The following is a 24,943-nucleotide window of genomic DNA, read 5'->3' as shown; positions in this document are numbered from 1 at the left end:
AGAACGGTACCCGATCCGAGTGGCCGTTGCCTGGCGCGAAGCCGATGGGGTTGCCTCTGCGCCAGACGGCATTTTGCAGCCGCGTTAGCTGTCGCGGCGAACGGTCCACAATGCGCCCGCCATGATTAGGACCCCGACGGTCTGTAGTGCGGTTAGTTGGTGTCCGTATACAACCCGGTCCACGACAATGGCTGTCAGCGGATAGACGAATTGCAACAGCGCCACACGACTGGTGCGCAGCCGGCTCATCCCGGCATAGAGAACGACGTACGCGACGCCACTATGGATGCTTCCTAGCCCGGCTAACCAAAGCCATGCAGTCGTCGTTTGCGGCATTCCATGCCAGAGCGGCCACCAAGCTGTAAGCAGCACGCCGACAGCACTCTGCCACCAGGACAACGCAAACGAACTAACTCGTTTCGCCTTGCGCGCGATTAACGGTAAGCCAGCATAGGCGACGGCACCCACGAGGCATAGGGTGACGCCGGTCTGATAAGACGATGTCGCGATCAAGCTCGTCTTGCTTCCAATGAGTCCGGTGGCGAGTACAAGTCCGGCTAGCGCTACAACGCAAGCAATGACCTGCGCTTTGGATACACGCTCACCCAGCCACCAGGCGCCCAGACCGATGACCAAAAATGGTTGGATGTGAAACAGAACTGTCGCTATTGCAATAGACACCCGTGGAATGGCGGCGAAGAACAAAACCCAATTGAGCACGATTAGCACGCCTGCGCCCAGCGCCACCGTCAGCTCCTGCCATCGCAGTTTGAGTTCATGCAACCGTCCCGTTGCCGCGCCCCACAGCGAAAGGGCCAGCACCCCAAAGAAGCAGCGAAAGAACACCGTGGTCATCGGATCCTGGCGGGCTTCTTCGACGAATATGCCGATGGTCCCGAGAATTAGCCCGCCCGCGACCATCAACGCAGTGCCTTGCCGTTCCGAGGTGCTTGATGGGGCCAGCAGGGCAGATTCGGGCGGGCAAGGCGTTGCGCTTTTCATGTCCTGAATTGTGGAATGGGTTGACCGTCACGAAAAGCGAATTTATCGTTTCGTTATTATTCGATTTTCAAATGGTTGACCGCCATGTCCCGATCTCCCGATCTACAGCTTGACTGGCTGCGCGCGTTTGTCGCCGTCGCCGACACGGGGTCGCTCACGGCAGCCGCGAAGCAGGTCTATCGCTCGCAGTCCGCTGTGAGCATGCAGTTGAAGAAGCTCGAGGATGCCGTGGGGCAATCGCTGATGTTGCGCGGGCCACGTCATATGCTTTTAACAGCAGCCGGCAGTGAGCTTTTGAGCTATGCGCGGAGAATGCTGGATATACATGCCGAGGCCATCGCTGCGCTTCGGGGGCCAGAGGTCACAGGCCGCATTAGTTTGGGCGTGCCGGAGGACTATGCGATGGCTTATCTCACACCAGTCCTTCGCACCTTCTCGAGCCGCTACCCAGCGGTGGAAATCACTTTGGTCTGCGAGCAGTCAACCGCACTCATTCCCAAAGTAGAACGGGGCGAACTGGACCTGGCGGTCGTCACGCGGGATCGCGCTGACAGAGGGACGTTGCTGTTTCGAGAAAAGCTTGTCTGGGTCGGAAAAGAACGATATGAGGCCTGGCGTCGTAATCCATTGCCCATCGCCGTCCACGAATCAGGAAGTCGACCGCGCGATGCCGTGCTCAAAGCTATTTCATCCCAGCGGCGTCAGTATCGGATCGTCTATCACAGCCCAAACGTCGCTGGACAACTGGCCGCCGCAGAGAGCGGCATGGCGGTGGCGGTGCTAACGCAATGCAGTCTCCCTGCCGGCCTGAAAGTGCTCGACAGCCGTCACGGACTCCCGGATTTGCCTGAAATGGAGGTGGTCGTCATCCGTTCAAAGCAGGCCAAACAATCGGCTGCGGCAGGAGCGATGTTTGAGCAACTCATCCGAACTTTAAGCCGCACGGAGTAAGAACCCATACGAGCCGCCGCTGGACTTCGCGCGAAGACAACGGCCCCGCGCCGGCAAACCAAGCTCCAAGGTCGCGGCATTCGAAAAGCGCAGGTAAACCGAGTCAGCCGAAGCTCGAGAATCAACATTCCAAAATCATCCCGGTGGACGGCGGCTATTCGGTTCAAGGCTAGCCATCGCCCGGTGTCTCCGTTATGTGCGACTGCCATGCGTTATCGTTTGTGGCCTCATGCCCCAACCTCGTAAAGCAGACCATAGCTCCCGCTCGTCCGCTTTATTCGCGCGAAGCCGAGTTCCCCCAAATGCATACCGGCGACCAAAAGTCCCTCTGAACTGACCAGGTCCAGAAGCCGCGATCGTGTCGTGGCCGCGAGGGAAGGGTCCTGATCGAATGCAATCGATACGTCTGGCCGTTCAATCTGGATGTGAGGAAAATGAACAATATCGCCCCAGACAAGCAGGCCTTGATCATGGGATTCGAGAAGATATCCGGAGTGCCCATCTGTGTGTCCCGGTAGCGGCATCGCTCTGATACCGGGCAGCACTTCGCCCTCATCGAAAGTACGGAGCTTGTCGCGGTAGCCGTCGAACACTTGACGCGCTATCAGGAAGTTGCCGCGAGCACGCTCGCTGGCACGACTTAGATTTCCGTCATCCTGCCAAAATTTGACCTCTCGCTGATGCGCAACAAGCTCCGCATTCGGAAAGGCAATGTGTCCGGCTGGGTCGACTAGCCCTCCAACATGGTCGGGATGAGCGTGTGTGAGCAGGATCGTGTCGATCTCGGAGGGTTCGACACCAGCCAGCGATAAATTGCCCCTCAGGCGGCCGCCCCATTGCTTGATGCCTCCCGCCCCACCGTCGATGAGAATGGTGCGGCCCGCACTTCGTACCACGTAGCAGTTGATATGCACGGTGGAAGGTGCTTGCTGCCCTGCATCACTTTGCATTCTGGAGGCCTCGGACGGGTCGATATTCGCGAGCAGGTCGAGGCTAGCGGTGAGGTAGCCGTCGCTGATTGCGGTGATCGTGAAATCGCCGGCTCGCTGACTTGGAAAGGTGACGGTGGACACAATTCTTCTCCAGAGGACTTCTTAATTTCGGGCGTGAATGCTCGACGCGGCATAACCAAAACAACGGATGCGTGCCGTGAGACCCGTGCGGCGCGCGATGGCGTCGTCCAGGGCTTCCATGAACTGGTTCATTACCGGGGGTGTGCGAAACGTCTCAAGGCGATATTGGACTTCCGCGAAGACGGGATGTCCGTACCCATGCCGAACTTCGACATAGATGACATGAACGTTTTCGAGTGCCGCTTCAAGGACACTCGTACAGAGCTTGATGCAGTCGCAGGAAAGCTCGGCAAGCCGCTCATGAGACGGCATGTGTCCCGCAGGAATATAGAGAGTGACATTGGGCATCGCGGACCTATGTTCCCTGTCCGGTCGAAACGGTGCATGAGCGTGTCAGTTGTTCAGTCATCGGGGAGTAGAGGTGAACACCTTCGGACAAGCTCCCGACAAGCTGAGCGTTTCGCCGAGGCAGTTTTGCGAGCCAACGGCGTTCTGGAAACTTCTCCAGCGCAACGGCTCGCATGGCCAACGGTGTGAGGCCCATCTGGATCAGCGGTCCGGGGCCGTTTGCACAAAGCACGAGGAGTTCGTCTGCACTTACTGCTGGTGCAAGGCCGATATCGCTGTAGAGATTTCGGTGCCAGTCGGTGATGTGTTGCTGCCACCTTGCAAAATTGCCGCCGCCTTTCTGGCGATATTCTTCTCCCGTCAGAACATCGAGACCGTCGATCGTGTGGACGGCAAGGTAGACCGGGCAACCATCGCTTAACGACTTGAAGCGCTGCGACGTGTGAAAGCCGGTAACCGAGATGAGGGCGGGCAGTTTCTCAAGGCTGTAGAAGTCGTTCCATTCGGCTTCGCTGCTGAGATCGGCGAAGCTGCATTCCACGGTGTAGATCATCAGGCTATCCTTGGTGGCGCGTAAGCAGATTGCTGCAAACGATCCATGTTCATTGCGGTAACGTAATGCTAATCTGAGATTTTCGGCGCATATAACGATATAAAGTCAGCCTTCAGTGACGTTTGATCAAGCTGACGTCGAGCGCATATCAATCGGCGAGAACCCAATGCGACGTAAGATCCCAAGCAATTCCGCGCTGCTGGCTTTTGAAGCCGCGGCACGACACGGCAGTTTCGCCCGCGCGGCCGAGGAATTAGCGCTGACCGAGGGCGCCATCAGTCGTCAGATTGGTCGCCTGGAGGCGTTTTTGAATGTCGCGCTGTTTGAACGCATTGGAAATCGGGTTCGGCTTGCGCCCAACGGCACGCGATACGCGGTGCAGGTTCGCGAGATTCTGGACCGGCTGGAACGCGACAGCCTGTATCTGATGGGGCAGCCTATCGAGGGCGCAAGCATTGATATCGCCGCGATTCCGACCTTCGCCACCCGTTGGCTTATCCCTCGACTGAAACGCTTTCAACATCAGTATCCGAACATTACCGTCCACATCGCCGAACGCATGGAACCCTTCATTCTTGCTGGTAGCGGTTTCGACGCGGCAATCCATTTCGAGCATCCAGCATGGGCGGGTATGCGTGTGCATCGCCTGCTGGAGGAGGTGCTGGTGCCTGTCTGTAGTCCGGCGCTTCTCGCAGGCGCCGATGCGAACCTATCGCTGGATGAACTGCCGCGCCTTCACCGACGACAAAATCCGGACGCATGGCAGCGTTATGCACAAGAGGCCGGTATCGTGCTGACCAATTCGGCGGTTGGCGCACGTTACGATCTCCACTCCATGCTCATCGAGGCGGCGCTAGCCGGCTTGGGTGTTGCATTGGTGCCGCGTCTTTACATCGGGGCAGAGCTTGAACAAGGCCGTCTGCTCGCGCCTTGGCCGGACAGCAAAACGATCGCTAAAAACTTTTGCCTTGTTCTTCCTGAGCCTATCGAGTTGAGCGAGGCGCCGCTCCAGGCATTTGCGAAATGGATTCTTCATGAAGCCCGGGGCGTGGCGTCTTGCAGCAGCGCCTGACGCGCATCACAAGACGCCACTGCCCCAGTGCGGAACCCAGAATCGGCCGGCTGATGCCTTGTTCGGTCCGGCAAATCTGTGTGCCGACTACCCGGTCCTGCGTGATGGCCTGATGGTCGCGGGAGTGTCAACACCGATAAAGGTCCAATCGCTTTCGTGATATCGGACGAAATGGACTTTTATTTGGGCTGAAGATCGTGCGCGCCTGGACAACGGACATTCCCTGTCTCGTCGTACACCACGATGTCGAAGCCTTCGTTGAGCGCGGGCGGGACGAAATAGCGGGTGATCAGCTCATACTGCGCATCGGATGTCTGGAATGGATGCTCGCCTGACGCGTTCCGCGCCCTTAGACGAGCTTTGCAAATCTCGTCGCTCACATCCAGATAGTGCAGCTGATGTTCGCAGCCGGCGGCCCGAAACAATGCGTGTCCCCACGCACGGGTGTCGGTTGTGTTAAACGGGAAGTCCAGTACCACGGAAACCCCTGCCGAGAGGAGCGCCTGAATGTGCCCGGTGAGGACCGTCTTGATGCGACTTGCACAGCGCACATAGTCGGCGAGCGTATGGATTTCGTCCGGATAGAGACGTGCGATCCACACGTCCTCGCTGATCAACACCGTCCGCTCAGCGTTTCCGAGGCGGGCGGTCAGTGTGGATTTGCCCGCGGCAATCTTGCCGCAGACCATATGCAGAACGGCTGGGTTACCCAATTCAACTTCATCGGCCAACGTGCTCTCACTCGTCATTTCCTGGCACTCCGATTAGGGCCCAGAAAGCGAAAACCCGCCTTCTGGGCGGGTTGTGATGGCGTATTGTCAACTCAATCGCTATCCCGCCGGGACTCTCGCGGCGTGAATAATCGAGTTGATGTGGAATCGGTTCATGTACCGAAGCATAGTGCAGCGGACCGAACGAGACAAGCAGGAGCCGCTACCCCATCGCCGGACGGCCAGCTCCCACCCAAGCATTGCCGTCCACCATCAACGCGACGCATACGGATCGGCGTAAGTCGATTGCCAGCCGCCGCCCAGTGCCTTGCAGAGCGTGATGAGATTCGCGGCGGCCGTCGCCTGGCTTTGTTCCAGATTGCTCTGGGCATCGAGTAGTTGCTTCTGCACGTTCAGCACGTCGAGATAATCGAGTGCTCCAGCCTTGTAGCGCTGCTGCGCGACCGAGAGCGCACGCTGGTTCAGGGCAACCACCGCCGTGAGCCGGTCGCGGCGCAACTGCTCGGCGTCATAGACGACAAGGGCATCGTCCACTTCGCGCCAGGCCTCGAGTACGGTGCGTTTGTAGTCGATCGCAGCTTCCTGTTGTTGCGCCTCGCGTAAGTGCAGCGTCCCCTTGAGGCGTCCGCCTTCGAAGATCGGCATCGTGATGGAGGGGCCGACAACAAACTGTCCCGACGCCCAGTTGGCGAGGCTCGAGAGCTGAAGGCTCTGGAAACCGGCACTGCCGTTCAGCGATATGCGCGGATAGAAGTCGGCCTTTGCCATTCCGATCGACGCCGTGGCCGCATGCAACTGCGCTTCCGCCTTCCGGATATCGGGCCGGCGTTGCACCAGTTCAGACGGAAAGCCGATCGGCACCTGAGCCGGCAGCGCGGGCACGTCGTGCGGCTCGCCGAGCGTTTGCGCAAGTGCGCCCGGTTCCTCGGCAAGTAAGACGCCAATCGCGTTGATCGTAGTCGTGCAGCGCGATTCGAGCGTGGGAATGAGGCTTTCGATCGACGCCGCCTGCGCGGAAGCGTTGGCCACGTCCAGATCCGTCGTCACGCCTTCATGCGCTCGCACCTGCGTGAGCTTCGTCGTGTCGCGAGCAATCTCCAGGTTTTGCTTCGCGATCCGAAGCAATGATTGCGTGTCGCGCAACTCGATATAGTCCCGCGCGAGTTCGGCGCGGGCAGACAACAACACGGCGTTCCGGTCTTCGTACGAAGCGTCCGCCAGGGCGGAGGCGGCTTCGACGCCGCGTCGATTGCGGCCCCAGATGTCGAGTTCCCAGGATGTATCGAAGCCGGCCTGATAGAGGTTGTAAGCCGGCGAACCCTTGGACCCAGGCAATGGCGCCACGCCCAGCGGTGTATCGCCCGAAGCGGATTGCGATGGGGTGTCGGTCGGGCTTACCCCGAGCAGCCCGAGAATGCCGTTCGGGCTGCCGCGCTCGCGGTCGTACGAAGCAGCGCCGTCCAGTGTGGGATATTCCGCGGCACCCGCCACACGCTGTTCGGCCCGGCTTTGGCGAAGACGCGCCGACGCCGCGGCCACATCGAGGTTCGCGTCGGCCAGTTGCTTTTCGAGGGCGTTCAACGTCGGATCGTTAAACAGCGTCCACCAGTCCGAATTGAAACCGGATTCGACGGCCTTGCTCGGCGCTTGCTCAGATTGGGTGCGATCGAAGACTTGCGCCGGCGTGGACGTCGCGGGGCGTTGAAAATCCGGTCCGACGGTGCAGCCCGCCATCACCAGGCACGCCAATATTTCCAGCATTAACGCGCGGTAGGAAAAGTCGCTCGCTTTCATTTTGCCTCTCCCGTTTCGGCCGACGCATCGCCATGCTGACCGACGGCGACTTCCGTTTCGACAGACAGCCCCACGCTCAACACGGACGCTGCCTCCTGACCCTGGTCAAGGGTGATCTTGACCGGCACGCGTTGGACGACCTTGGTGAAGTTGCCCGTCGCGTTGTCGGGGGCGATCGGCGCAAAGCTCACACCGGTTGCAGGAGCAAGGCTATCGACACGCCCGTGAATCACCACGCCCGGAAAGCTGTCGACCTTGATCCGCACGCGCTCGCCAGGCCGCATGTGGGTGATCTGGTTTTCCTGGAAGTTGGCGACGACGTACGCATCGGAAAGCGGCACGATCGCCAGAAGCGGCGCACCTGGCGTCACGAACGCGCCCACTCGCACAGAGCGCCGTCCGACCTTGCCGTCGACCGGTGCGTGAATCTCCGTATAGGAGAGATTGAGCTGCGCCTGATCGAGCGCCGCCTCGGCGCGCGCGAGTGCGCCGGCCGCCTTGTCGCGCTGCGTCTGCAGGATGCTCAGGTTCTGCTCGGTAGACGCCAGCACGGCCCCATCGTGGGCCTCCTGCGCGAGTTGCTCGGCGAGCGTGCTCGAAGCATGCTGTTGCTCCTCTGCCGTGCCTGCGCCGGCATCCGACAGGTTCTGGTAGCGCGCAGCATTGGCACGCGCAAACCCGATCGATGCATCATCGGCCTTGAGTGTCGCGCGCGCCTGCTCGACGAGCGAGGGCTGCCGCGCGATCTCGGCGTCGTAGTTTGCGACGGACGCCCTGGCCGCCGTCACGTCCGCTTCTGCGCTCATCAACGCGGCCTTGAAATCGCGGTCGTCGATACGCACCAGCAATTGGCCGGCCTTGACTGATTGGTTATCCTTGACGAACACGTCGGATATCTGGCCGGACACACGCGGTGCCACGAGCGTGAAATCGGCGTCGACATAAGCATCGTTGGTGGATTCGGTATTCGAGCTGCCTGACAGGCTCGAGCAAGCCCATGCACCAACGCCGAGTACGACAGCCACAGCGGCGACACGAATAATCCTGAGGGGAGAGCGAGCAACGGATGACATGATGACCGTCCCTTAACGAGAAGAGGGGGGCGTCGTGCACCACGGCGGATAAATCCGCACGGGTAACACGAGCACCAGGAGAAGAAGGGCGATGGCAACTCCCGCCATGACCCGGTAGAGATCCGCCGAGGCGAGTACCACTGCCTGCTCGTGGATCCGGTGTGCAAGTTCGCCGAGTCCCGGCGTCGCGTCGATGCTTTGACTCGTCACAAGCGCGTGATTGCCCAGGTGGTCCACGAGCACGTTCGAATGAAGGCGTTCGCGATCGGTACCCAACCCTTCGATGAGACCCGTCGCCACCGCCGCGGAAAATGTCTTGAGCGAGTTGAACATCGCCGACGCAAACGGACCTTCTGTCGGCGGCAAGCCCGTCGTGACCCCCATCAGGATCGCCAGGATCACCATGGGTTGCGCGACGATCTGCAAGGACTGGAGCCAGTAGAAATCGTTGCGGATCCACTCGGAGGTGATGAAGGTTCCCATCAGGCAGGTGCTGATCATCAGGCACAGTCCAATAGCCATCACCCAGCGGTGGTCGACCCGGCGCAGATTCAGCACAGCGGCCGTCAGAGGCAGCGTAATCAATAGCGGGAGCGCAACCAGCAACGACAAGGGCGCTGTTTGCAGCGGCCGGTAGGCGTGAACCTTGGCGAGATATTGGCTCGGTATGGCAGCCACACCAACCAGCAGAATGACGGCGCCCATAAGCGTCGTCAGGCCGTGCGTAAAGTTTCTGCGCGAAAGCATCTGCAGCTTGAAAAAAGGAAGCGGGTGAAACCATTCGTTGACGAGGAACGTCACCAGCAGCAACCCGCCCCCGATAAACATCACGCGAATGAACCCGGAGTCGAGCCAGTCGAGACGATCGCCCTGCAGAAGACCGATCACGAGCATCGCGACGGCTGGAAACCCCAGCAGAAATCCGCTCCAGTTGAAGTCCTTGAGCCGTTCGAGTTTGAGCGGATCGGGCGGCAGTCCTTGCTGGATCGCCACGCAGCAGACGAGGCCAAGCGGCACGATTTGCCAGAAGGCCATTTGCCAGCCGACATACTCGGTCCACAACGCTGCGAGCGGTGTGCCGAGCGCCGGCCCGAAAGTGGCAGTGAGCGCGTACCCGGCGAGTCCGTACAGCTTTACTTTGGGCGGCAGATAGCGCAGCGCCACGATGATCAGCATCGGCGGAAGGCATCCGCCGGCCATCCCCTGCATGACGCGCAATACATAGAGCGTCGGCAGGTTCGGCGCGAAGGGGCAGAGGAACCCCAGCAGCATCGTCGCGATTACGGCGCCGATGGTAAAGCGCTTGAGCGTGAAGGTGATGCCGAACCACGGTGCAAACACCATCGTGGCGACATTGGCCGCCTCGAACAGCGCAGTCAGCCAGGTGCCGTCGTCATGGCCGATCGAGAGCGCACCCTGAATGTCCGCCATGGACAATGCGGTGACCTGTTCGTTGAGAATGGCGAGGAGAGACGCCAGCAACATTCCGACGAGGCCGATGGCGAGACGCAGCGAAAGCGTGGCTTGCTTCGGCGCAAGTTGTGCAGGGGCCGCTGTCGCCGGCACTACTGCGGGCACTGACGCGGGCGACGCCGCGACGTTCGGCGCTTGTGCTCCAGTTGCCAAGGCATTGTCTCTGCTCATAGGAATCCCGTTGCTGCCAAGATTAGATCGGATATCTAAATATCGTGGTTGGAAGCCGCATGAAAAATGAAAGTCCTCCAACCTCGATAACGGAACGCGGCTGGCTTACGCCTTCGCTTGTGCCTCTTTGAAATACTGCGGAGCTTCCCGGCGATCGAACATGCCGTACTGCCGGATGATGCGGATATTCCGCAAGCGCAACACATCCGCTTTCGCCGCGTTGCGTTCGAATGCTTCCACTGCCGCATGGTCACGCCACGTCACCACCGCAATCGCATCCCCTGGCGCCATCAGTGCGTCGAATACGTCCCACGAAACGAGGCCCGGCGCGCTTGTATCCACGCCAAGCGATTTCGCCACCGCATCTGCGCCAGCCCGCTTGAGCCACTCCGGCGAGAATTTGCCGTCATGCAGCGTCACCGCCGTGCCTTGGCCCACCTCGGTGACGTCCAGGCGCTGCTCACGCAACACCTGTCCCGCGGGCACCTGGGTATCGCTGACGGTCTGGCCAATGCGCAAGCGATAGTCGGAAAACACCCGGTCGCGCGCAGCCTGCATGATCTTGTGGTGCGTCTCCTGGCTACGCCAGCGGATGAGCGACTTCTCGTCGCGCCAGCTCGACAGCGAAAGCAGCCAACCCTCGCGTGTGAGACTGGCATAGCGGTTGTTGTCGATAAACCCGTCGATCTTCTCCAGTTCAGGGCGCAGCATCTTGGCCATGCCGAGATAGGCATCGAACTGTTCGGGGATGGGGTGAACTTCAAGCATCGCGGTAAACATGAGGACCTCGTTCGTTGGTTGGGCTGTACGGCGTGAAGTCATTGTGGTGGATCGGCCCAATTCTTTGGAGTCCACGCTAGTGAGTATTGGGCCAATGAGTTTGCGAATTTTGCCAACCGGTTTGCGAAGGTTCCGATAACCCTCACCGGCTGAAAGAGTCCTTTGCGTAACGGCCATGCGAACGGTCCGATCGTCACCCTGCGGATCACAACGCATAGAATGACGGCACGAGGACGTCTTGATCAGGGTGGAAAGCGAATGGACAAATTGCGTGAGATGGAGGTTTTTGTAGCCATCGTCGACCGGGGCAGTTTTACGGGCGCGGCCGAAAAAGTGGCGATGTCGGCGGCCGCGGTGTCGCGGGCGGTCAATTCGCTGGAATCGCGTCTCGGCACGCATCTGCTGGCGCGGACGACACGCTCGGTGCGTCCGACGGATGCAGGCTTGGCCTACCTCGAAGCCTGCAGGAAGGTGTTGGACACCATCACGGATGCGGAAGCCACCATTGCCGCCGATCCGCTCAATCCAGTGGGTACGTTGACCGTCTCCGCACCGGTCCTGTTTGGTCAGCGCTATGTGGCGCCTCTGGTCAACGCTTTCGCGCTGCGTTATCCGGACGTCAGCATCAATGCGGTGTACGCCGATCGCACGACACGGCTGTTAGAGGAGGGCGTGGATATTGCCATCCGTGTCGGGCACCTTGGCGACTCATCGACATTCGCGATTCCGTTGGGCCATGTGCGGCGTCGCACGTATGCGGCGCCCGCTTATCTCGCCGCGCATGGAGAGCCGCTTCACCCTAAAGATCTGACCCACCACCACTGCGTGTCTTTCACGGGCGTTTCGTCGCCGCTTGAATGGGTGTTCAACGAGAACGGCTCAAGGTTGCCTGTGAGACTTCAGCCGCGAATGATTGTCGACCTTGGTCCCGCTGCCGTGCTTGCAGCCGTCGACGGCGTGGGGATCATCCAGTTGCTGTCGTATCAGGCGGCGCCCGAGGTGCTCGATGGCAGCCTCCAGCCCATCCTGACGTCGTTCGAGCCCGAGTCGATTCCGGTGAGCCTGCTTCATGTAGAGCGGCGTAGCACCAGCGGCAAGATTCGCGCTTTCGTGGAGTTCGTCACCGAGGCACTACGCGAAAACGCCCACCTTCAGGGCATGGATGCGACTGCAACGCGAACTTCCCGGTAGGCGGCTACCAGTGCAGCGAGGTCGAAGGCCCGATTGAGTCCGCTTGGATTCGGCACGACCCACGCGTGTGCGCCACCGAAGGGCTCCGCTTGCAGCCCCCATTGAAGATCGCGTGTGCCGGAGATCGCCGCGAGCGCCATCTTGCCAAGAAAGACGACGTAGCGCGGGGCGTAGTGCTCGATCTTTTGCCGGAAGGCCTCGCCGGCGAGTTCAATTTCGGTTCGCGAGAGTTCGGCGGCCTGTGCGGTGGGCCGCGGGACTACCGTGGTGAGACCGCAACCGTATTGAAGAATCGTGTGGCTGTCCTCAGGACGAATCTGTTCGGGCGTAAAACCTGCCAGATGCAGCACTCGCCAGAAGCGATTGCTTCGACCTGCAAAGTGATGACCTGTCGATGCCGAGCTGAGCCCCGGATTGATGCCGCAAAATATCAACGGCAAGCCTGGTTCGAGAACATCGGGAAGCGATGGAAGGGAAGCTGCGTCAGTCACAGATGAGACAGTCCTTGCAAAGAGACCTGCTTGCCGGCACCGTTATTCGTCCACGGCTGTTGGCCTGCCTCGCCGCGGAAGCGTTGCCGATATTGTTTCGGGGTGACATCCAGCCGTCGGGAGAACGTCGTGCGCATATGCGTGGCGTTGCGGAAGCCGCATTTGAATGCCACGGTTTTTAGCGGTGCGTCCGTGTCTTCGAGCAGCTTGCGCGCGGTGTCGACGCGAACCTGCTCGACAAACACGGACGGTGTCACCTTCGCATACTTCGAAAACACTCTTGAGAAGGTCCGCCGGCTCACTGCCACCGCCTCTGCGAGCTGTTCGATAGAAAGCGCATCGGTTATGTGCTCGGTCACATAACGGTGCACTTTGCCGATGATCGGATCCTCGTCTCTTCCTGCGCCGATATACGGGCTGTACTGCGACTGGCCGCCTTCGCGCTGGATATACACCACCAGCCGCTTGGCGACACGCACCGCCAGTTCGTGTCCCCAGTCTTCGGCGACCAGCGACAGGCACAGATCGATGCCGGCCGTTACGCCCGCCGAGGTAAAGAGGCGTCCGTCACGAACGAAGATCTTGTCGGGCTGTACACGCGCCTGCGGAAATTCGTGAGCGAGGCGGCCTGCGTCTGCCCAGTGCGTCGTCACTTCCTTGCCGTCGAGCAGTCCCGCATGCGCAAGCACGAACGCCCCATTGCACACGGAGCCGAACCGTTTCGCGTCGCGCGCCTGATTTTGCAGCCAGGTCAGGAAGTCGCCGGACAGTCGAGCATCGGGCAATTGCGGGCCGCCCGCGACCAGCAGCAGGTCCCATTGCGTGTCGAGATCCGCATAGCCGAACGGCACGGAGAGTTGCATGCCGTTCGAGCAGGTCACGGCGCCGGCCCGCGGCCCCACCAGCGAGACTTCGTATTTTTGCTGGCCGGACAGGACCGTGTTGGCTTCCGCGAATACGTCGAGGGGGCCCGCAACATCGAGCGATTGGACACCATCGAATATCACAATGGCGACTTTCATGCCGTGACCTTGGTGGAGTGAGTAGACCCGTTTCCGATACCGGCAATGCTTCGATTGGCTTCGCCCGGAGGACTGGGCCAGGCTGACTAATCTGTATCGACGAGCGGTATCGCAGCTTACCGCAATGGTCCGGAAAGAGGGATGTGCTAACCGGTAATTGACTTTTGCGTCCGTGTAACAAGACGGCGGGATTCGGGTCGCGCGTGGTCCTGCGCCTAGTCTTGCGTTCGGCTCCGGGTTGGCCGAAATCTCACGTGAATTGGCCGGGCGTCGCGTCATCCACGTGTTTCTTCTCCCATGCCTGCTGATTAGACTTGACCTGGTGGATTCGGCTACAGCCGCCGCCGCTTCAAAAGTCGCGGTCTGCGTTGATGTGGAACAGTAACCCAGCACAAGGAGTGACGGCGCATGCAGGTTGCGATGATGTTGTACGCAGGATTTCGGCTGCTCGAAGTGACGGGCCCCATGGATGTCTTCCACGAAGCGAACCGTTTGTGCGGCGCAACGTTGTATGAGCAACATCTCGTGGGAACGTCGCCGGGGCCCGTGCTGTGCTCGAGTGGCTTAGCGGTGGGCACGACGGAGTGTCTGTCGGATGTTCGTACTGCATTCGACATCGTCGTGGTGCCCGGTTCGCCGCTCATCGGCTCGGGGCGCGAGCATCGCGAACTGGTGCGCTGGCTTGGCGATGCCGGGTGCAGAGTGCGAAGGCTCGCATCGGTGTCGAACGGGGCGTTTCTACTCGCGCGTGCCGGCCTTGCCGACCGCCGCTGCCTGAAGGACGGCAACGTGTACTCGTCGCGCGGTGTCGGTGACGCTATCCAGATGGCCTTGGCTTTCGTCAGGGAAGACCTTGGCGAAGCGTTCGCCAGAAGCATCGTCAAGTCACTGTCGAGCCAACCATGACTCAAAACCCAACCAGTCCTTCGCAGGGCAGTCCAACTCCTGCGATGTGTGTGTCGCAAGCGGCGCTTGACGAGGATCTGATTCATAAGGCGCTCGCCAACCCGTTCCGGCGCGAGATCCTGAAGTGGTTGAAGACGCCGAACGCCTACTTCGTACAAGGATCCTTCGACGTGGGTTGCGGAGTGCCGTTAAATGCAATTCACGCGCGCAGCGGGCTCTCTCAGTCCACCGTATCGGCGCACGTCGCGGCATTGATCGAGGCGCGATTGCTGGTGTCGACCCGCGTGGGTCAGTGGATGCTTCTGGCGCGATGCGAAGCAGTCATTCACGCCTTTGCGGAAGGGATCAGACTGCATCTGTAGCGGCGAGTATTATTGAAGCCACTCGACGGTTCGAGTGTCCGACAAGGAGGTTGCGATGACTGAGCTTGTAACATGCCTGTGGTTCGATGGAGGCAAAGCGCGTGAGGCTGCGGAGTTTTACGCCGCTACCTTCCCCGATAGCCATGTTAGTGCCGGTCATGTGTCGCCGAAGCCGGGCGTGGGGCAAGGCGCGGAGCTGACGATCGAGTTCACTGTGCTGGGCCGGCGCTACCTGGGGCTCAACGGTGGCCCCGCCTTCAAGGCGAATGAGGCGGTCAGTTTCATCGTCCTGACGGATAGCCAGGAAGAGACTGACCGATATTGGAACGCCATCGTCGGCAACGGCGGGGAGGAGGCGCCTTGCGGCTGGTGCAAGGACCGCTGGGGCTTTTCCTGGCAGATCACGCCCAGGCGGCTGCTTGAGCTCGTCAGCGGGTCCGATCGCGATGCCGGAGGGCGTGCGATGGACGCGATGATGACCATGAAGAAGATCGATATCGCTACGATAGAGCGCGCGGCGGCGGTCAAAACATAAGACGTAGCGTCAGCGAAGCAACTCGTCGTTGAGCTCTACCATTCCACCGAGGCTAAAAACAATGATGACCTCCAGCGACGGTTTGACCGGTCCCGCGCGGCTCTTACGACTTGCATCATGGGCGATCGCCATCGTCTTCGCCGTGTTTCTGAACATGTTCGGCAGCCTCGTGATCCGCGACATGGAGTTTGCACCCCATGGCGGGCCGCCCGTCATGGAGCAATTCGCGGATGCACCGGCGAAGGCGCGGCTGGATGCAGCACGACGCGACCTGCAGGCGCAGCGCGACACGCTCGATGAAAAGGCTGAAACCCTGGAGGTGGCGCGCGGACGCGCCGCGAAGCAGTACGCGGACGAGAAGGAGAGTTTCCGCAACTGGCTGGCCACGCGCTCAGTGACGGGCGACAGCACACGGGACCCTGACCTGCTCGCGAGAACCCGCAAGCTGGACTCGCTGCAGGCCGTGACGATCGACTGGCAGCATCAGATCGACGCGATCGGCGACCAGCAACGGGCACTCGTCGCGCAGCAGAGTCAGCTGGACGTGCAAATCGCCAGCGAGGATGCAGCAGCCGAACAGCGCTTCGACGAGGCGACCCGGCACTATGAGTTGCAGGTGTTTGGCCTGCGCCTCGCGCTGACCTTGCCCATTCTGCTGATCGCGATCTGGCTGTTCATTCGCTACCGCAAGGTTCGTTACTGGCCTTTCGTGTATGGTTTCGGTCTGTTTGCGTTGAGCGCGTTTTTTATCGAACTGGTCCCGTATCTGCCGAATTTCGGCGGCTATGTGAGGGTGCTGGTCGGCATCGCGCTCACGGTGTTTGCCGGCCTCTATATGCTGAAAGCGTTTCAGCGCTATGCCGAGCGCAAGCAACTGGAATTGCAGCAGGACCAGGGAGAGCGCGCACGCACGATCGGCTACGAGAAGGCCGTTCGTTCACTCGAAAAGAAACGCTGCCCGTCGTGCGACAAACAATGGAACCTCGGTGGCGACGACTCCACGTTCTGCGTGCATTGCGGATTGAGGCTGTTCAATCTGTGTGGATGCGGTGGGCGCAATTTCTTCTTTTTCCCGCATTGCCATCAATGCGGTGCGGCGCAGGGGAGTGCGTCGTTGGTTCCGGGGGTCGATGCGGCGCCGCCGGGCTCCTCGGATTAGACAACCGGAGGGTTCGCAACCGGTGAAAAGATAGCCAGGTCCGCAGGGCTGAAAAAACTGACGATGGACCTGGGAGGCAACGCGCCCGTCATTGTTCTGGCTGACTCCGACCTCGATGACGAAGTTAAATCGTGTGTATCCGGAGGACGGTCCGGTGCGAACTCCCAGAGCATGACAGAGGAATGTGACCGGAGGCGCTCCGCGCAACTTACCTATTCATTGGTTCGCGAAGGTTACCCATTCGATCGAAAGGTTATAGCCATATTGTTCGACGACGAATTTGCCGAGGCGTCCTGCTTTGGTCCGATAAGCAACGACCGTCCCTTGCGGGATCCGATTAGACGGCATATCGCTACCGTCGATCTGATCAGGCGAGTACGAGAAGCGCTTCAGATCCGCGTATCGCACAGACTTGAAATCTCTTATACCGACAACGTCGAATTGAGCGCCGCTTTTTGGCACTAGAAGGCGCCTCACAGGGGTAACCTGCTCCCAAAAGAAGTCTGCATGAGCTTGATCGGTTGTCTGGGTACCCGCATCCAGGTCATATGACCAAGTACCTCGAACGACCAGCGTGCCGCTAGAGTACACGTTCGGCTGTTGGGGCGGACCAGGCTGGGGTTGGCTGGAAGGTAATACGGCATTGCCGCTGGCGGACGACGCCGGAAGATTGGGTGTGCTTTGTAACGTCTTCAGCGTTACAAACATGCCCCCTAGAGCGGTAATGACGGCGGCTATCGCAGTCAAAACACCTGGCACGGTCTGCCAGAATCCTGGCGAATTTTCGCGATCGGCCATTTTGTGCCCTTTGGATGCCAGCGAGTGTGCTCTATGACAACCATAGCAGACCGTAGCGGACGGTACAAAGAAGTTATGGTGGAAGGTCACCACGTGAATCGGTCTTGGCCGAGTTTGCAGAGGCTGTCCAAACGGGCCTGAGTGCAGTGGGTGGAGTTTCGGTTGTAAAATGATAAGGGTACCTAATCATATTGCGTTCGCATCAGAGCAGCCGGGTTCAGCGGCTTGTAAGCCATATCGACGGTCAAAAGCAGACGCCCGCTTTGACCGGGATCGAGCGACAGGTTCCTGCAACGTGCCACGGTTGACTAGCGTAGTCGCCGAAGATTGGGCAAACCTGCCATCGAAAAAACATCGCGTGGATCGACCTGAACCCGGGCACCTGGCTGGCCAAAAAGATACTTCAAGCCACTCACGGATCCTGTCACTGTCATCCGGCTCGTTCCGGTATATTCGTAGAGTACGCCGCGCGGAATCGGTGGAGAGCGGTTTGCTCCAACCGCTTTTCCATTCGTCGATGCTAGCGCTCGCCTTTGTCCGCAACATGCCATCTTCCTAATCCTCCCGATCCTCTTCGTATGCGGCCTGGACAGTGGGTGGCGGTTCCTCAGTCGATCCACGAGTACTCCGCTGCGCCAAAATCGCCCCGCCGGAAAACGCCAACCACATCAAAACTCGCTCGATCGCGGTTCGTCCGATAACCCACGCCAACGGTGCCGCGACCCATAGGCTCAAACAGTAGAAGCAATCGAGCATTCTCCCCAGCCAACTATCGCCTGCTGCTCGCCGTAGATGGGCGACCACGTCCCAAGGGCCGTCCTCGGCCTGGAAGAGATGCGTGATGCGCCAGACGCACAACACGCCAAGCAGGAGGCGATAAAGGTCCGTCAAGCTGGTGCACCTCCTACTTTCCGGGGGGCGGTGCCACCAGGCAGAAGCCGACGAACTTGCTGTTATCCTGCCAGTCTCCGTCGCAGTCCACGATCGTTCGGTCGTTCGTGAATAGCTGGATCGTGTAACCACAGGCCGGTAGTCCGGCCGTGTTGTAGGTCCATACACCAGATTTCTTCCCAGCCAACGGTAGGGCTGCATCCGGATACGAAAGCCCGTTGCCGGCGGTTCCATCGATGGTGAAGCCCGAGCCCGGTGATGGCGTTGGCTCTGCGTTAAGGGAGAAACCGCCGAGGTGTTCGTCGGTAACGCTATACGTGCCGCAAATCACGTCGCCTATCGTAAAAGTCTGACAGTCTGCGGCCGGTATGCACGGCTCGACTCCACCGGGCATGTATCCGGTGATTTCGAGCGTAGGAACCGGCGCCAACTGATCGAGATCGATCACGACGCCTTGGCGCGTCTTTCCGTCCAAACTGCAGAGGACTGTCCCGGCCGTGTACTGTGTCGTCAGCGTCGCATCCCACGCTGTCACCGCAATCAACCACGTTCCGGTCTTTCCCGTTGTATTCCATACGCCGAGGAGGCCCGGTGAAGAAACGATCCTCCAACCGGCGGGGCTAGGGTTAGTTTGCTGGTAAGTGAAATAGCCGCTCAGCGCGTTCTGCGTCAAACCGAAGCTGGTAGTCACGCCGCCTCCAATTTCCTGCATAACCGAGATTGAAAACGGATCCGTCACGATTTGCGGGCTGCCTAGCAGGCTGTTTGTCGCGGTATCGATCTCCTGAACCGTGATCTGGTACTTGGGGAGAGCGGGTAGCGGCCAACTGAATAGCGGCGCACCGGGAATGGAACCGGAAATGGAGACCGAGGCGCCAAAGGGATCGTCGCCGGCGCCCGGATACGCCCAACCTGACGTCTGATCGATACTGCAAATCGGTACTCCGCAAATCGAAGTCAGGTAAGGCGTGAAGTCGCCGATCTGTGTACTTACACCAGGATTGACCAGGATCAGTGTTTCCAGGCGATTTCCCCATACGGGAACATAGTCCGGATCGTAGGACGGTGGGGGGATGTCCCACGAAAGAATCGCCCGAACCGTTGCGGTCAGCGGCCCATCTCCACATGGCTTTCGATGCGAATTCAGGTCAACGGGCTGATACACCGCATAGCTCAGACCTTCTCTAGGAATGGTCGAGACGTCATAGACGTTTACCGACGGCGTTCCTGCCCATTGCCAGCCACTGCCCCAGTCTATCCAGAACGCGACATACTCCTTGCTTCCCGCCGAGCACGGAGTCCCCAGGTAACCCGATGGAAGCTTGATCACAAGAGTTCCTACCAGCGCATCCGGTGACCCAGTGCCTTCGTCTAGTCCGATGCACCCGAGTTGCTCATAGTCGGTGTTACCGCTAGTACTCTGCAAAGCCCCAATTACTGCGCTAACGTCGATTCCGAGCCCGCTAAAGTACGCACTCATCGTCGCGAGTTTCGTCGGATTCTGGACGGCCTTCTGGATTAAATTTTGCAGGAAGCGATGGGCAGGAACGTTGGATTTCGCATATAGCTGTCTCAGCTCCGCAGCGGTTAGCGCCGCAGGCACCCGCAACTTTACCGTGGCCGTCTCAGAGACCAGGCTGTCAATGGACGGTGGCAGACTGACCTCCGCCGCCTTCAACAAGTCTGGGAAATCGACAATCAGCCGGAAGGCGTCAACCTGAACTCGGGCATCCACCACGTTCCCCCATACCGGGATTGTGTTCGGCCCGGCCGGCGGCGTACTCCATGAAAGAATTGCCCTCACCAGCGGCAGGTTATTGACAAAACAAAACCTCCTGTCAGGCTGGGTCACCACACTTACTGCATATTCCAGTGGGTGTGGACCCGGAACATCGTAGACCGGGAAGCTTGTCGTTCCTTGCGGTAGCCATGTCGAGCCGTCGTCATAGGAGAGGAAAAAGCTAACGTATTCCAGCGAACCATTCGTGCAGATGCCGCCTTCATACCCAGCGGTTTGCTTGATCCAGATCACACCTTCCAGACGATTGAGCTGGGGGTTGAGGCCAACGCACTTCAATTCTTCATAAGAACTGTTGGCGACAATTGTCTTCACCGGTTTCAGCGGGCTGTTCTCAATGTTTCCAAAATAGTTTGGGTTTGCGAGCAGTAGCGGAAGAAACCGCTTACGTTCGAACTCAACCGATTCCACAGATTTCCTGGTCGTTGGCATGAGATGTTCCTCGCGTGAGCGTATTTGGCGTATTTGGGAAAGCCGCTGGCGGACCGCTCTACAGTCCATTCCGAAATCGCTTATCGGGCATGAGCACTAATCACTGCTCGCCGCCGAGCCTGCCACCAGGGTCGTGCAAAATCACAGAGCTGTCAGTCAACAGAAACACTAAAGGGGGCCGGACAGTAACTTCCTGTTCTTGTGTGGGCGTGATCCACGGGTTCATCCGCGAGCGTAAGGTTCGCGCGGATGGGTGCTCAAGATTCTCTCGCCAGGTGAAAATCAATTCGGCATTGGTCAAGCGCGCGTTTTCCGTTCGAGCGTGCGCTTCGAATTAGTTAATTTTTAAAAGTTATGAAAATAACGGTAGTCCTTCCTCGTCAGATGTCAAGTTGGATGTGCGTGAATTGAAAATTTCTGGTTCATATATTAGATATATGAACCAATTTGAAGTCGTCAGTGGATGGATTTTCGGAAGTCCCTTGATGCATCAGCGTGGAAACTTAATGAAACACTTCGAGAACGAAAGAGGTATGTGATTTTATATTCAAATATTCCTGTACTTGTTAGCGAACATTTTCAGGGCTTTCAGTGTAATTGCGCCATTACCTGGTTAATTTCGGATTGAAAAATGTGGTCCTCCCGGTTTTCCACTATAGTCCTCGGCGTGGCCGGAGCCGCACGGCCGGACAGAGTTGTCGTCGGCGGCATCGACCGGAGCATCTGACAGCGGTAAATTGACTCATAAGCATTCCTTATGAATGTCTGTTCTCAAGAATCGCGACGTCGCACAGGTGATCCCCCGTTGCAGGCAGTAACGGCGCCTATTGCGCAGGTGAAGGGTACGACATGGTGACGGGCCTGGGGGTTCCATACGTCGCTGAACTTGTCGCGACACTGACTCACTAGCGCGTTTGTATCCTCTTGGCCAGCGCCAGGTCGGCGACCGCCAGTGGAGGCGGCCGAAAGAACGTGAAAAGACTCAACGGAGTCTTAAGGAGTTCTTATGGGCTTTCTAAGCGGCAATAACAACGTTGTCCTCGTGAGCCAGTGCAACAACCTGCAAGGGCTGACAGTCACGTTTCAAGTTACCGAGGATCTGGTCACGCTCGGCAATAAAGGGTTTGGATTGCAACTGAACTGCTTTCCTCAGGCGGGACAGGTCTTTCAGAATCAGACCCTGAACTGGTTCCAATACGCCATGATTATCGGCAATCCCAACGACCAGAAGGTGAGCTGGGCGGTCGAATACTGGAACACGATCGGACCGAAGACCTGGCCATCCGGCTACACGCCGAATCCCCCAAATACGGTTCCCCAACGGCCGGTGATCCCGAACGACTCAGGCGCCTCTCCGTTCGCATCGGCCCCCTCGAATCAGATTCTCGCGGGTTCGATCCTGCAAATTCAGCTCATTACCGATGCCAATGGGAACGTCACTCAGGCGATCTTCAACTACACGCCCCCCGGCGGCGACCTGGCAACCGCCAACTACACGTTCCAAAACAACGCGATCTTCCCCATCTACGGCGCCCAGGCCGTAGTGGTCGGCCCGATCAACGGTGCGCCGACGAGTTTTACGTCTGGGGCGGGAACGCTAAGCTATCTGGTATCGTCGGGCTCGCTTGGAGTCGAAACCAACAGTTGCGGTGGCTACCCGGAACCAGGCACAGCCGAGGATTCCAACGCCATTTATGGCGACGTGACGCCCGCGACCGGCTCTGCCTTGACCCAACAAACCGTATCTGTGGTCCCTATGGGCATGTCTTTTGACTTTGAACAGTCCTCGTTCGGACAAGACGAAGTCGAGAGCACATCAACGTGGAACCCGGCCTACTATCTGGAGGTGATTGGCTTCCCGAACAATGCCCTTGGTCTCAATGCACCTTCGGATCTGAACAGCAGCAGTCTTTCGCCTCAACCTGCCGTCTCGGTTTCGATCGATGCGTCGCTCAATCAGAGCCTCAGTTCGTCTCAGATAACGACGATCCGGAACAACCTGCCGGTCGTGAATACGTTCGCACCGCCAGTGCTGGCTATCGACAGCGCGCTACTCACGAATTATCAGACCCTGCTGTATCCGTACAATATCTCGTTTCCCAACCTGAACGCGTTTAACGCTCTGAACGTGCACGAGGTCGCGGTCGTCACATTGTCCGCGGAGCTGAACGTGCAAGTCCCCACCGGTGGCAACACGAATGTCCCTCCCGTCACGACCACCAAGGTGACCGTTCAGTGCAAGGCGAACATCGAGCTGGCAAAGGGTGAAGACCCTCGAATGGAGGATCTGAACCCGATCAGCCCGCTCTCCTACCCTTCGTGGTTGAGCTACGATTTGCGGATATTCTCCGTCACGGCAGGACAGCCGCACGACATGTTCAGCGTGCCGAGCCCCACTGATGCCGGCCAGGCGGTGTCTTACATCAACCAGGTCTTGAGCAACCTGAACAAGCCAACCCAGATCACTAACGGCGACACGTTCGACAACGCCCTCACGCAGAGCGAAGACGCTTCGGCCATTCCGTTCTTGCCGCCGCAGGCAGGCGATCCCGCCCAGTTTGCCTTCGCGGTCGCCCGGGTAAGGATCAAATCCAGCATCACCACGACCGTCGGTCCGGTGCGGGTCTTCTTCCGACTTTTCAGCGCGGCCAGCACGGTGACGAATTTCGCCGAGGTCGGTACGGGTGAGGGTACCTATCGCTGGGGAACCAATGGCACTGCGGGTCATAAGATTCCGCTCTTGGGAGTCGAGACGATTGCCGGTTCGCGCGAGTACGTGACCGTTCCCTGCTTCGCCACAGCCAGGGTCAACCTCAACGGGGCTGCTGACATGAATACCCAGACCGATCCCCCTAACGCCGTGCTCATCGAGACTTCGGCGGGTGCGGAGGTGGACACTTATTTCGGTTGCTGGTTGGACGTCAACCAGACGACGAAATTCTTGATTCCCACGCCGCCCAGCAGCCAATCCGGGTGGGATGGACCGTGGACCGGGACCGAGTCTCTCAATGGAGCCATTGCCGTCGCCCCGCATCAGTGCCTGGTCGCGGAGATCCGGTTCGACGACACGCCGATTCCGACCGGCGCGGACACGTCCACTACCGATAAGCTCGCCCAGCGGAACATCGCCTGGCTAGGAGTGCAGCCATGATTTCTCATCCTTTCGAGATCAAGCCTTCGGCGACCAACCAGGGGCCAGACGTACTCATGATCACATGGCGGGGCACGCCGGCGCAGAGCGTCGCTGAAATCTATCTTCCTGCCGTCTCTTCGAAAGCCATCATCTCGCTGGCCGACAAGATTTATGGACGGCACCGGCTTACTGCGACGGACGCGAATACCATTCAGTTCCCGGCGAGCGATCTGGCGCTTATCCCGATTCCGGCCGGCACTGGGCGCTATGCTGGCCTTCTTTCCGTCGAAGTGCATCCTTCGATGCCGGAGGGCAGGAGCTTCATGGTATCGGTCCGTCAGCTCAACCAGGTAAGCGCCACGGCTCGAACACCGCCGCCTCCGCCTCCTGCGCCACAGGTGTCCGTCGCCAAAGCGGAATCGGCGAGATCGAGCAAGGAAACTTTCTCCTGGCGCCAGCTGCAGGGCGCCTTTCAATACACGGTCACCGCGAAGCCGGATAAGGTTTTGTTGTCTGAGCAAGAGCGGCTGGTGGCGTGGTTGAAGTGGCGCTTCGGCGTCATTCCGGCAACGAATCGCTGGAAGCCCGTACTGCAACGCTACCTGAAGTACACCGAAAGCCTGGTTTGGAACCTGGGCACAGACCCGAATACGATTCCGCCTTCCGAGCTCGGCAAAGTCACCCGCGAAGGCTCCGGTTCCGGGTTGCCGATAGTGAATCACGGAGAGCACGAATGCACAGGAAAGGTGGCAGCCGTTCACTACGACCGTTTCGGAGACTTCTGCGGCTTTGTGATTCTTACCGAAGCCGGGCATGAGCGCTTGTTCCGGGCCACAGAACATGCGGTCGAGCACCTGGTGCGAGAAGCCTGGGTGGAACGCACCGCTGTGAGCGTGTTCTCCGACGAGCGCAACCCCGAGCGGCCGGATCGTCTGGTCCTTCTTCGGTATCACTAGGGCGGACCTTTGCGCCGTCGTTATCGCATCGCTCGGCGATGAATTGATCGAGCAACTGAACCTGGAGTCGCCAGACACAAATAGTGCTAGCGTGATGGCCGCTGCCCGTATCAGGCTTTTTGAATTCCCGGAGCGTGACTGAGGAATGGGATCGGTTCCTGGGTTTACCCCTGGAGCGAACGTTGATCGCGAAGTTTTCGCGACCGGACGCAGTAAGAAAAGGTCCGGGCTCGTACGGTACGCGCGAT

23 protein-coding genes and 1 pseudogene are annotated in these 24,943 nt (G+C 59.2%); 10 read left to right on the top strand and 14 right to left on the bottom strand.

Going from position 1 to position 24,943, the window contains the following annotated elements; genetic code table 11:
- Nucleotides 1–84: 84 nt before the first annotated feature.
- Nucleotides 85–1,002, bottom strand: coding sequence for a DMT family transporter (locus tag BUS12_RS35715; protein WP_074302209.1), 918 nt, complete (start codon nucleotides 1,000–1,002; stop codon nucleotides 85–87).
- An 84-nt stretch (nucleotides 1,003–1,086) separates the two neighbouring features.
- Here BUS12_RS35715 and BUS12_RS35710 point away from each other — a divergent pair, with 84 nt between their 5' ends.
- Nucleotides 1,087–1,953: a LysR family transcriptional regulator gene (locus tag BUS12_RS35710; protein WP_074302208.1), complete on the top strand. Its 867-nt coding sequence runs from the start codon at nucleotides 1,087–1,089 to the stop codon at nucleotides 1,951–1,953.
- 227 nt (nucleotides 1,954–2,180) lie between these two features.
- On the opposite strand, the gene BUS12_RS35705 is transcribed toward BUS12_RS35710, so the two are convergent.
- Genes BUS12_RS35705 through BUS12_RS35695 form a run of 3 tightly spaced genes read right to left on the bottom strand, consistent with a single transcriptional unit; the run spans nucleotide 2,181 to nucleotide 3,927 of the window.
- Nucleotides 2,181–3,026, bottom strand: coding sequence for an MBL fold metallo-hydrolase (locus BUS12_RS35705; protein WP_074302207.1), 846 nt, complete (start codon nucleotides 3,024–3,026; stop codon nucleotides 2,181–2,183).
- Between the two features lie 21 nt (nucleotides 3,027–3,047).
- Complete coding sequence (locus BUS12_RS35700) at nucleotides 3,048–3,374, bottom strand: hypothetical protein (RefSeq protein ID WP_074302206.1); 327 nt, start codon at nucleotides 3,372–3,374, stop codon at nucleotides 3,048–3,050.
- A gap of 7 nt (nucleotides 3,375–3,381) precedes the next feature.
- On the bottom strand, nucleotides 3,382–3,927 hold the full coding sequence (locus BUS12_RS35695) for a sugar ABC transporter (RefSeq protein WP_074302205.1): 546 nt from the start codon (nucleotides 3,925–3,927) through the stop codon (nucleotides 3,382–3,384).
- 166 nt (nucleotides 3,928–4,093) lie between these two features.
- Between BUS12_RS35695 and BUS12_RS35690 the strand changes: the two genes are divergently transcribed.
- Nucleotides 4,094–4,999 (top strand): LysR substrate-binding domain-containing protein, encoded by a 906-nt coding sequence (locus tag BUS12_RS35690; RefSeq protein WP_074302204.1) that lies wholly within the window; start codon nucleotides 4,094–4,096, stop codon nucleotides 4,997–4,999.
- 179 nt (nucleotides 5,000–5,178) lie between these two features.
- On the opposite strand, the gene BUS12_RS35685 is transcribed toward BUS12_RS35690, so the two are convergent.
- The 5 genes from BUS12_RS35685 to BUS12_RS35665 form a co-directional block, all read right to left on the bottom strand.
- Nucleotides 5,179–5,748, bottom strand: coding sequence for a P-loop nucleotide/nucleoside kinase family protein (locus tag BUS12_RS35685; protein ID WP_074302203.1), 570 nt, complete (start codon nucleotides 5,746–5,748; stop codon nucleotides 5,179–5,181).
- 234 nt (nucleotides 5,749–5,982) lie between these two features.
- Nucleotides 5,983–7,524 (bottom strand): efflux transporter outer membrane subunit, encoded by a 1,542-nt coding sequence (locus tag BUS12_RS35680; protein ID WP_074302202.1) that lies wholly within the window; start codon nucleotides 7,522–7,524, stop codon nucleotides 5,983–5,985.
- Nucleotides 7,521–8,597, bottom strand: coding sequence for an HlyD family secretion protein (locus tag BUS12_RS35675; RefSeq protein ID WP_074302201.1), 1,077 nt, complete (start codon nucleotides 8,595–8,597; stop codon nucleotides 7,521–7,523). The genes BUS12_RS35680 and BUS12_RS35675 overlap by 4 nt, the downstream gene beginning before the upstream one ends.
- Nucleotides 8,598–8,609: 12 nt before the next feature.
- Nucleotides 8,610–10,241, bottom strand: coding sequence for an MFS transporter (locus BUS12_RS35670; protein ID WP_074302200.1), 1,632 nt, complete (start codon nucleotides 10,239–10,241; stop codon nucleotides 8,610–8,612).
- Between the two features lie 105 nt (nucleotides 10,242–10,346).
- Entirely contained in the window at nucleotides 10,347–11,021 is a 675-nt protein-coding gene (locus BUS12_RS35665; RefSeq protein ID WP_074302199.1) for an antibiotic biosynthesis monooxygenase family protein, read from the bottom strand.
- Nucleotides 11,022–11,279: 258 nt separating this feature from the next.
- Between BUS12_RS35665 and BUS12_RS35660 the strand changes: the two genes are divergently transcribed.
- Nucleotides 11,280–12,212: a LysR family transcriptional regulator gene (locus tag BUS12_RS35660; protein ID WP_074302198.1), complete on the top strand. Its 933-nt coding sequence runs from the start codon at nucleotides 11,280–11,282 to the stop codon at nucleotides 12,210–12,212.
- On the opposite strand, the gene mug is transcribed toward BUS12_RS35660, so the two are convergent.
- Together mug and BUS12_RS35650 are read right to left on the bottom strand one after the other, a co-directional pair.
- Nucleotides 12,173–12,703, bottom strand: a complete 531-nt coding sequence (gene mug / locus BUS12_RS35655; RefSeq protein WP_074302197.1) for a G/U mismatch-specific DNA glycosylase — start codon at nucleotides 12,701–12,703, stop codon at nucleotides 12,173–12,175. The two genes, BUS12_RS35660 and mug, sit on opposite strands and share 40 nt — an antisense overlap.
- Nucleotides 12,700–13,725 carry a GlxA family transcriptional regulator gene (locus BUS12_RS35650; RefSeq protein WP_074302196.1) on the bottom strand — a complete coding sequence of 342 codons (1,026 nt, stop codon included), beginning with the start codon at nucleotides 13,723–13,725 and terminating at the stop codon, nucleotides 12,700–12,702. The genes mug and BUS12_RS35650 overlap by 4 nt, the downstream gene beginning before the upstream one ends.
- A 408-nt stretch (nucleotides 13,726–14,133) precedes the next feature.
- Here BUS12_RS35650 and BUS12_RS35645 point away from each other — a divergent pair, with 408 nt between their 5' ends.
- From BUS12_RS35645 to BUS12_RS39715, 5 genes and pseudogenes are all read left to right on the top strand, one after another.
- The gene (locus tag BUS12_RS35645) at nucleotides 14,134–14,631 is read left to right on the top strand and encodes a DJ-1/PfpI family protein (RefSeq protein ID WP_074302195.1); all 498 of its coding nucleotides are present in this window, start codon (nucleotides 14,134–14,136) and stop codon (nucleotides 14,629–14,631) included.
- 44 nt (nucleotides 14,632–14,675) lie between these two features.
- Nucleotides 14,676–14,993, top strand: coding sequence for an ArsR/SmtB family transcription factor (locus BUS12_RS35640; protein WP_074302194.1), 318 nt, complete (start codon nucleotides 14,676–14,678; stop codon nucleotides 14,991–14,993).
- 55 nt (nucleotides 14,994–15,048) lie between these two features.
- Entirely contained in the window at nucleotides 15,049–15,528 is a 480-nt protein-coding gene (locus BUS12_RS35635) for a VOC family protein (protein WP_074302193.1), read from the top strand.
- Nucleotides 15,529–15,592: 64 nt separating this feature from the next.
- Nucleotides 15,593–16,687 (top strand): hypothetical protein, encoded by a 1,095-nt coding sequence (locus tag BUS12_RS35630; RefSeq protein WP_171991780.1) that lies wholly within the window; start codon nucleotides 15,593–15,595, stop codon nucleotides 16,685–16,687.
- 15 nt (nucleotides 16,688–16,702) lie between these two features.
- A pseudogene (locus tag BUS12_RS39715) lies at nucleotides 16,703–16,822 on the top strand (aldehyde dehydrogenase family protein); the annotation flags it as partial.
- A gap of 81 nt (nucleotides 16,823–16,903) precedes the next feature.
- On the opposite strand, the gene BUS12_RS38565 reads toward BUS12_RS39715, so the two are convergent.
- From BUS12_RS38565 to BUS12_RS39065, 3 genes are all read right to left on the bottom strand, one after another.
- A complete protein-coding gene (locus tag BUS12_RS38565) occupies nucleotides 16,904–17,485 on the bottom strand; it encodes a hypothetical protein (RefSeq protein WP_143788578.1) in 582 nt (193 codons plus the stop codon).
- 555 nt (nucleotides 17,486–18,040) lie between these two features.
- Nucleotides 18,041–18,289: a DUF1360 domain-containing protein gene (locus tag BUS12_RS39860; protein ID WP_367117705.1), complete on the bottom strand. Its 249-nt coding sequence runs from the start codon at nucleotides 18,287–18,289 to the stop codon at nucleotides 18,041–18,043.
- Between the two features lie 100 nt (nucleotides 18,290–18,389).
- Nucleotides 18,390–20,606 (bottom strand): hypothetical protein, encoded by a 2,217-nt coding sequence (locus BUS12_RS39065; protein WP_074302190.1) that lies wholly within the window; start codon nucleotides 20,604–20,606, stop codon nucleotides 18,390–18,392.
- A 1,006-nt stretch (nucleotides 20,607–21,612) separates the two neighbouring features.
- On the opposite strand from BUS12_RS39065, the gene BUS12_RS35610 reads away from it, so the two are divergent.
- Nucleotides 21,613–23,757: a hypothetical protein gene (locus BUS12_RS35610; protein WP_074302189.1), complete on the top strand. Its 2,145-nt coding sequence runs from the start codon at nucleotides 21,613–21,615 to the stop codon at nucleotides 23,755–23,757.
- Nucleotides 23,754–24,695 (top strand): hypothetical protein, encoded by a 942-nt coding sequence (locus BUS12_RS35605; RefSeq protein ID WP_074302188.1) that lies wholly within the window; start codon nucleotides 23,754–23,756, stop codon nucleotides 24,693–24,695. Before BUS12_RS35610 ends, BUS12_RS35605 begins: the two co-directional genes overlap by 4 nt.
- The last annotated feature ends 248 nt before the right edge of the window (nucleotides 24,696–24,943 follow it).

The sequence above is a fragment of the Paraburkholderia phenazinium genome (assembly GCF_900142845.1).
Classification (GTDB): domain Bacteria; phylum Pseudomonadota; class Gammaproteobacteria; order Burkholderiales; family Burkholderiaceae; genus Paraburkholderia; species Paraburkholderia phenazinium_A.
Note: the sequence above shows the minus strand (reverse complement) of the source record. Positions and strands in the feature narration are given on the sequence as shown.

Coding starts and splice junctions, on each gene's coding strand:
- BUS12_RS35635 (WP_074302193.1), top strand. CDS start 15,049: ATGACTGAGCTTGTAACATGCCTGTGGTTCGATGGAGGCAAAGCGCGT.
- BUS12_RS35660 (WP_074302198.1), top strand. CDS start 11,280: ATGGACAAATTGCGTGAGATGGAGGTTTTTGTAGCCATCGTCGACCGG.
- BUS12_RS35700 (WP_074302206.1), bottom strand. CDS start 3,374: ATGCCCAATGTCACTCTCTATATTCCTGCGGGACACATGCCGTCTCAT.
- BUS12_RS35630 (WP_171991780.1), top strand. CDS start 15,593: ATGACCTCCAGCGACGGTTTGACCGGTCCCGCGCGGCTCTTACGACTT.
- BUS12_RS35690 (WP_074302204.1), top strand. CDS start 4,094: ATGCGACGTAAGATCCCAAGCAATTCCGCGCTGCTGGCTTTTGAAGCC.
- BUS12_RS35670 (WP_074302200.1), bottom strand. CDS start 10,241: ATGAGCAGAGACAATGCCTTGGCAACTGGAGCACAAGCGCCGAACGTC.
- BUS12_RS35710 (WP_074302208.1), top strand. CDS start 1,087: ATGTCCCGATCTCCCGATCTACAGCTTGACTGGCTGCGCGCGTTTGTC.
- BUS12_RS35645 (WP_074302195.1), top strand. CDS start 14,134: ATGCAGGTTGCGATGATGTTGTACGCAGGATTTCGGCTGCTCGAAGTG.
- BUS12_RS35640 (WP_074302194.1), top strand. CDS start 14,676: ATGTGTGTGTCGCAAGCGGCGCTTGACGAGGATCTGATTCATAAGGCG.
- BUS12_RS35680 (WP_074302202.1), bottom strand. CDS start 7,524: ATGAAAGCGAGCGACTTTTCCTACCGCGCGTTAATGCTGGAAATATTG.
- BUS12_RS35605 (WP_074302188.1), top strand. CDS start 23,754: ATGATTTCTCATCCTTTCGAGATCAAGCCTTCGGCGACCAACCAGGGG.
- BUS12_RS35665 (WP_074302199.1), bottom strand. CDS start 11,021: ATGTTTACCGCGATGCTTGAAGTTCACCCCATCCCCGAACAGTTCGAT.
- BUS12_RS35650 (WP_074302196.1), bottom strand. CDS start 13,725: ATGAAAGTCGCCATTGTGATATTCGATGGTGTCCAATCGCTCGATGTT.
- BUS12_RS35695 (WP_074302205.1), bottom strand. CDS start 3,927: ATGATCTACACCGTGGAATGCAGCTTCGCCGATCTCAGCAGCGAAGCC.
- BUS12_RS35685 (WP_074302203.1), bottom strand. CDS start 5,748: ATGACGAGTGAGAGCACGTTGGCCGATGAAGTTGAATTGGGTAACCCA.
- BUS12_RS35675 (WP_074302201.1), bottom strand. CDS start 8,597: ATGTCATCCGTTGCTCGCTCTCCCCTCAGGATTATTCGTGTCGCCGCT.
- BUS12_RS35715 (WP_074302209.1), bottom strand. CDS start 1,002: ATGAAAAGCGCAACGCCTTGCCCGCCCGAATCTGCCCTGCTGGCCCCA.
- BUS12_RS35610 (WP_074302189.1), top strand. CDS start 21,613: ATGGGCTTTCTAAGCGGCAATAACAACGTTGTCCTCGTGAGCCAGTGC.
- BUS12_RS38565 (WP_143788578.1), bottom strand. CDS start 17,485: ATGGCCGATCGCGAAAATTCGCCAGGATTCTGGCAGACCGTGCCAGGT.
- BUS12_RS39065 (WP_074302190.1), bottom strand. CDS start 20,606: ATGCCAACGACCAGGAAATCTGTGGAATCGGTTGAGTTCGAACGTAAG.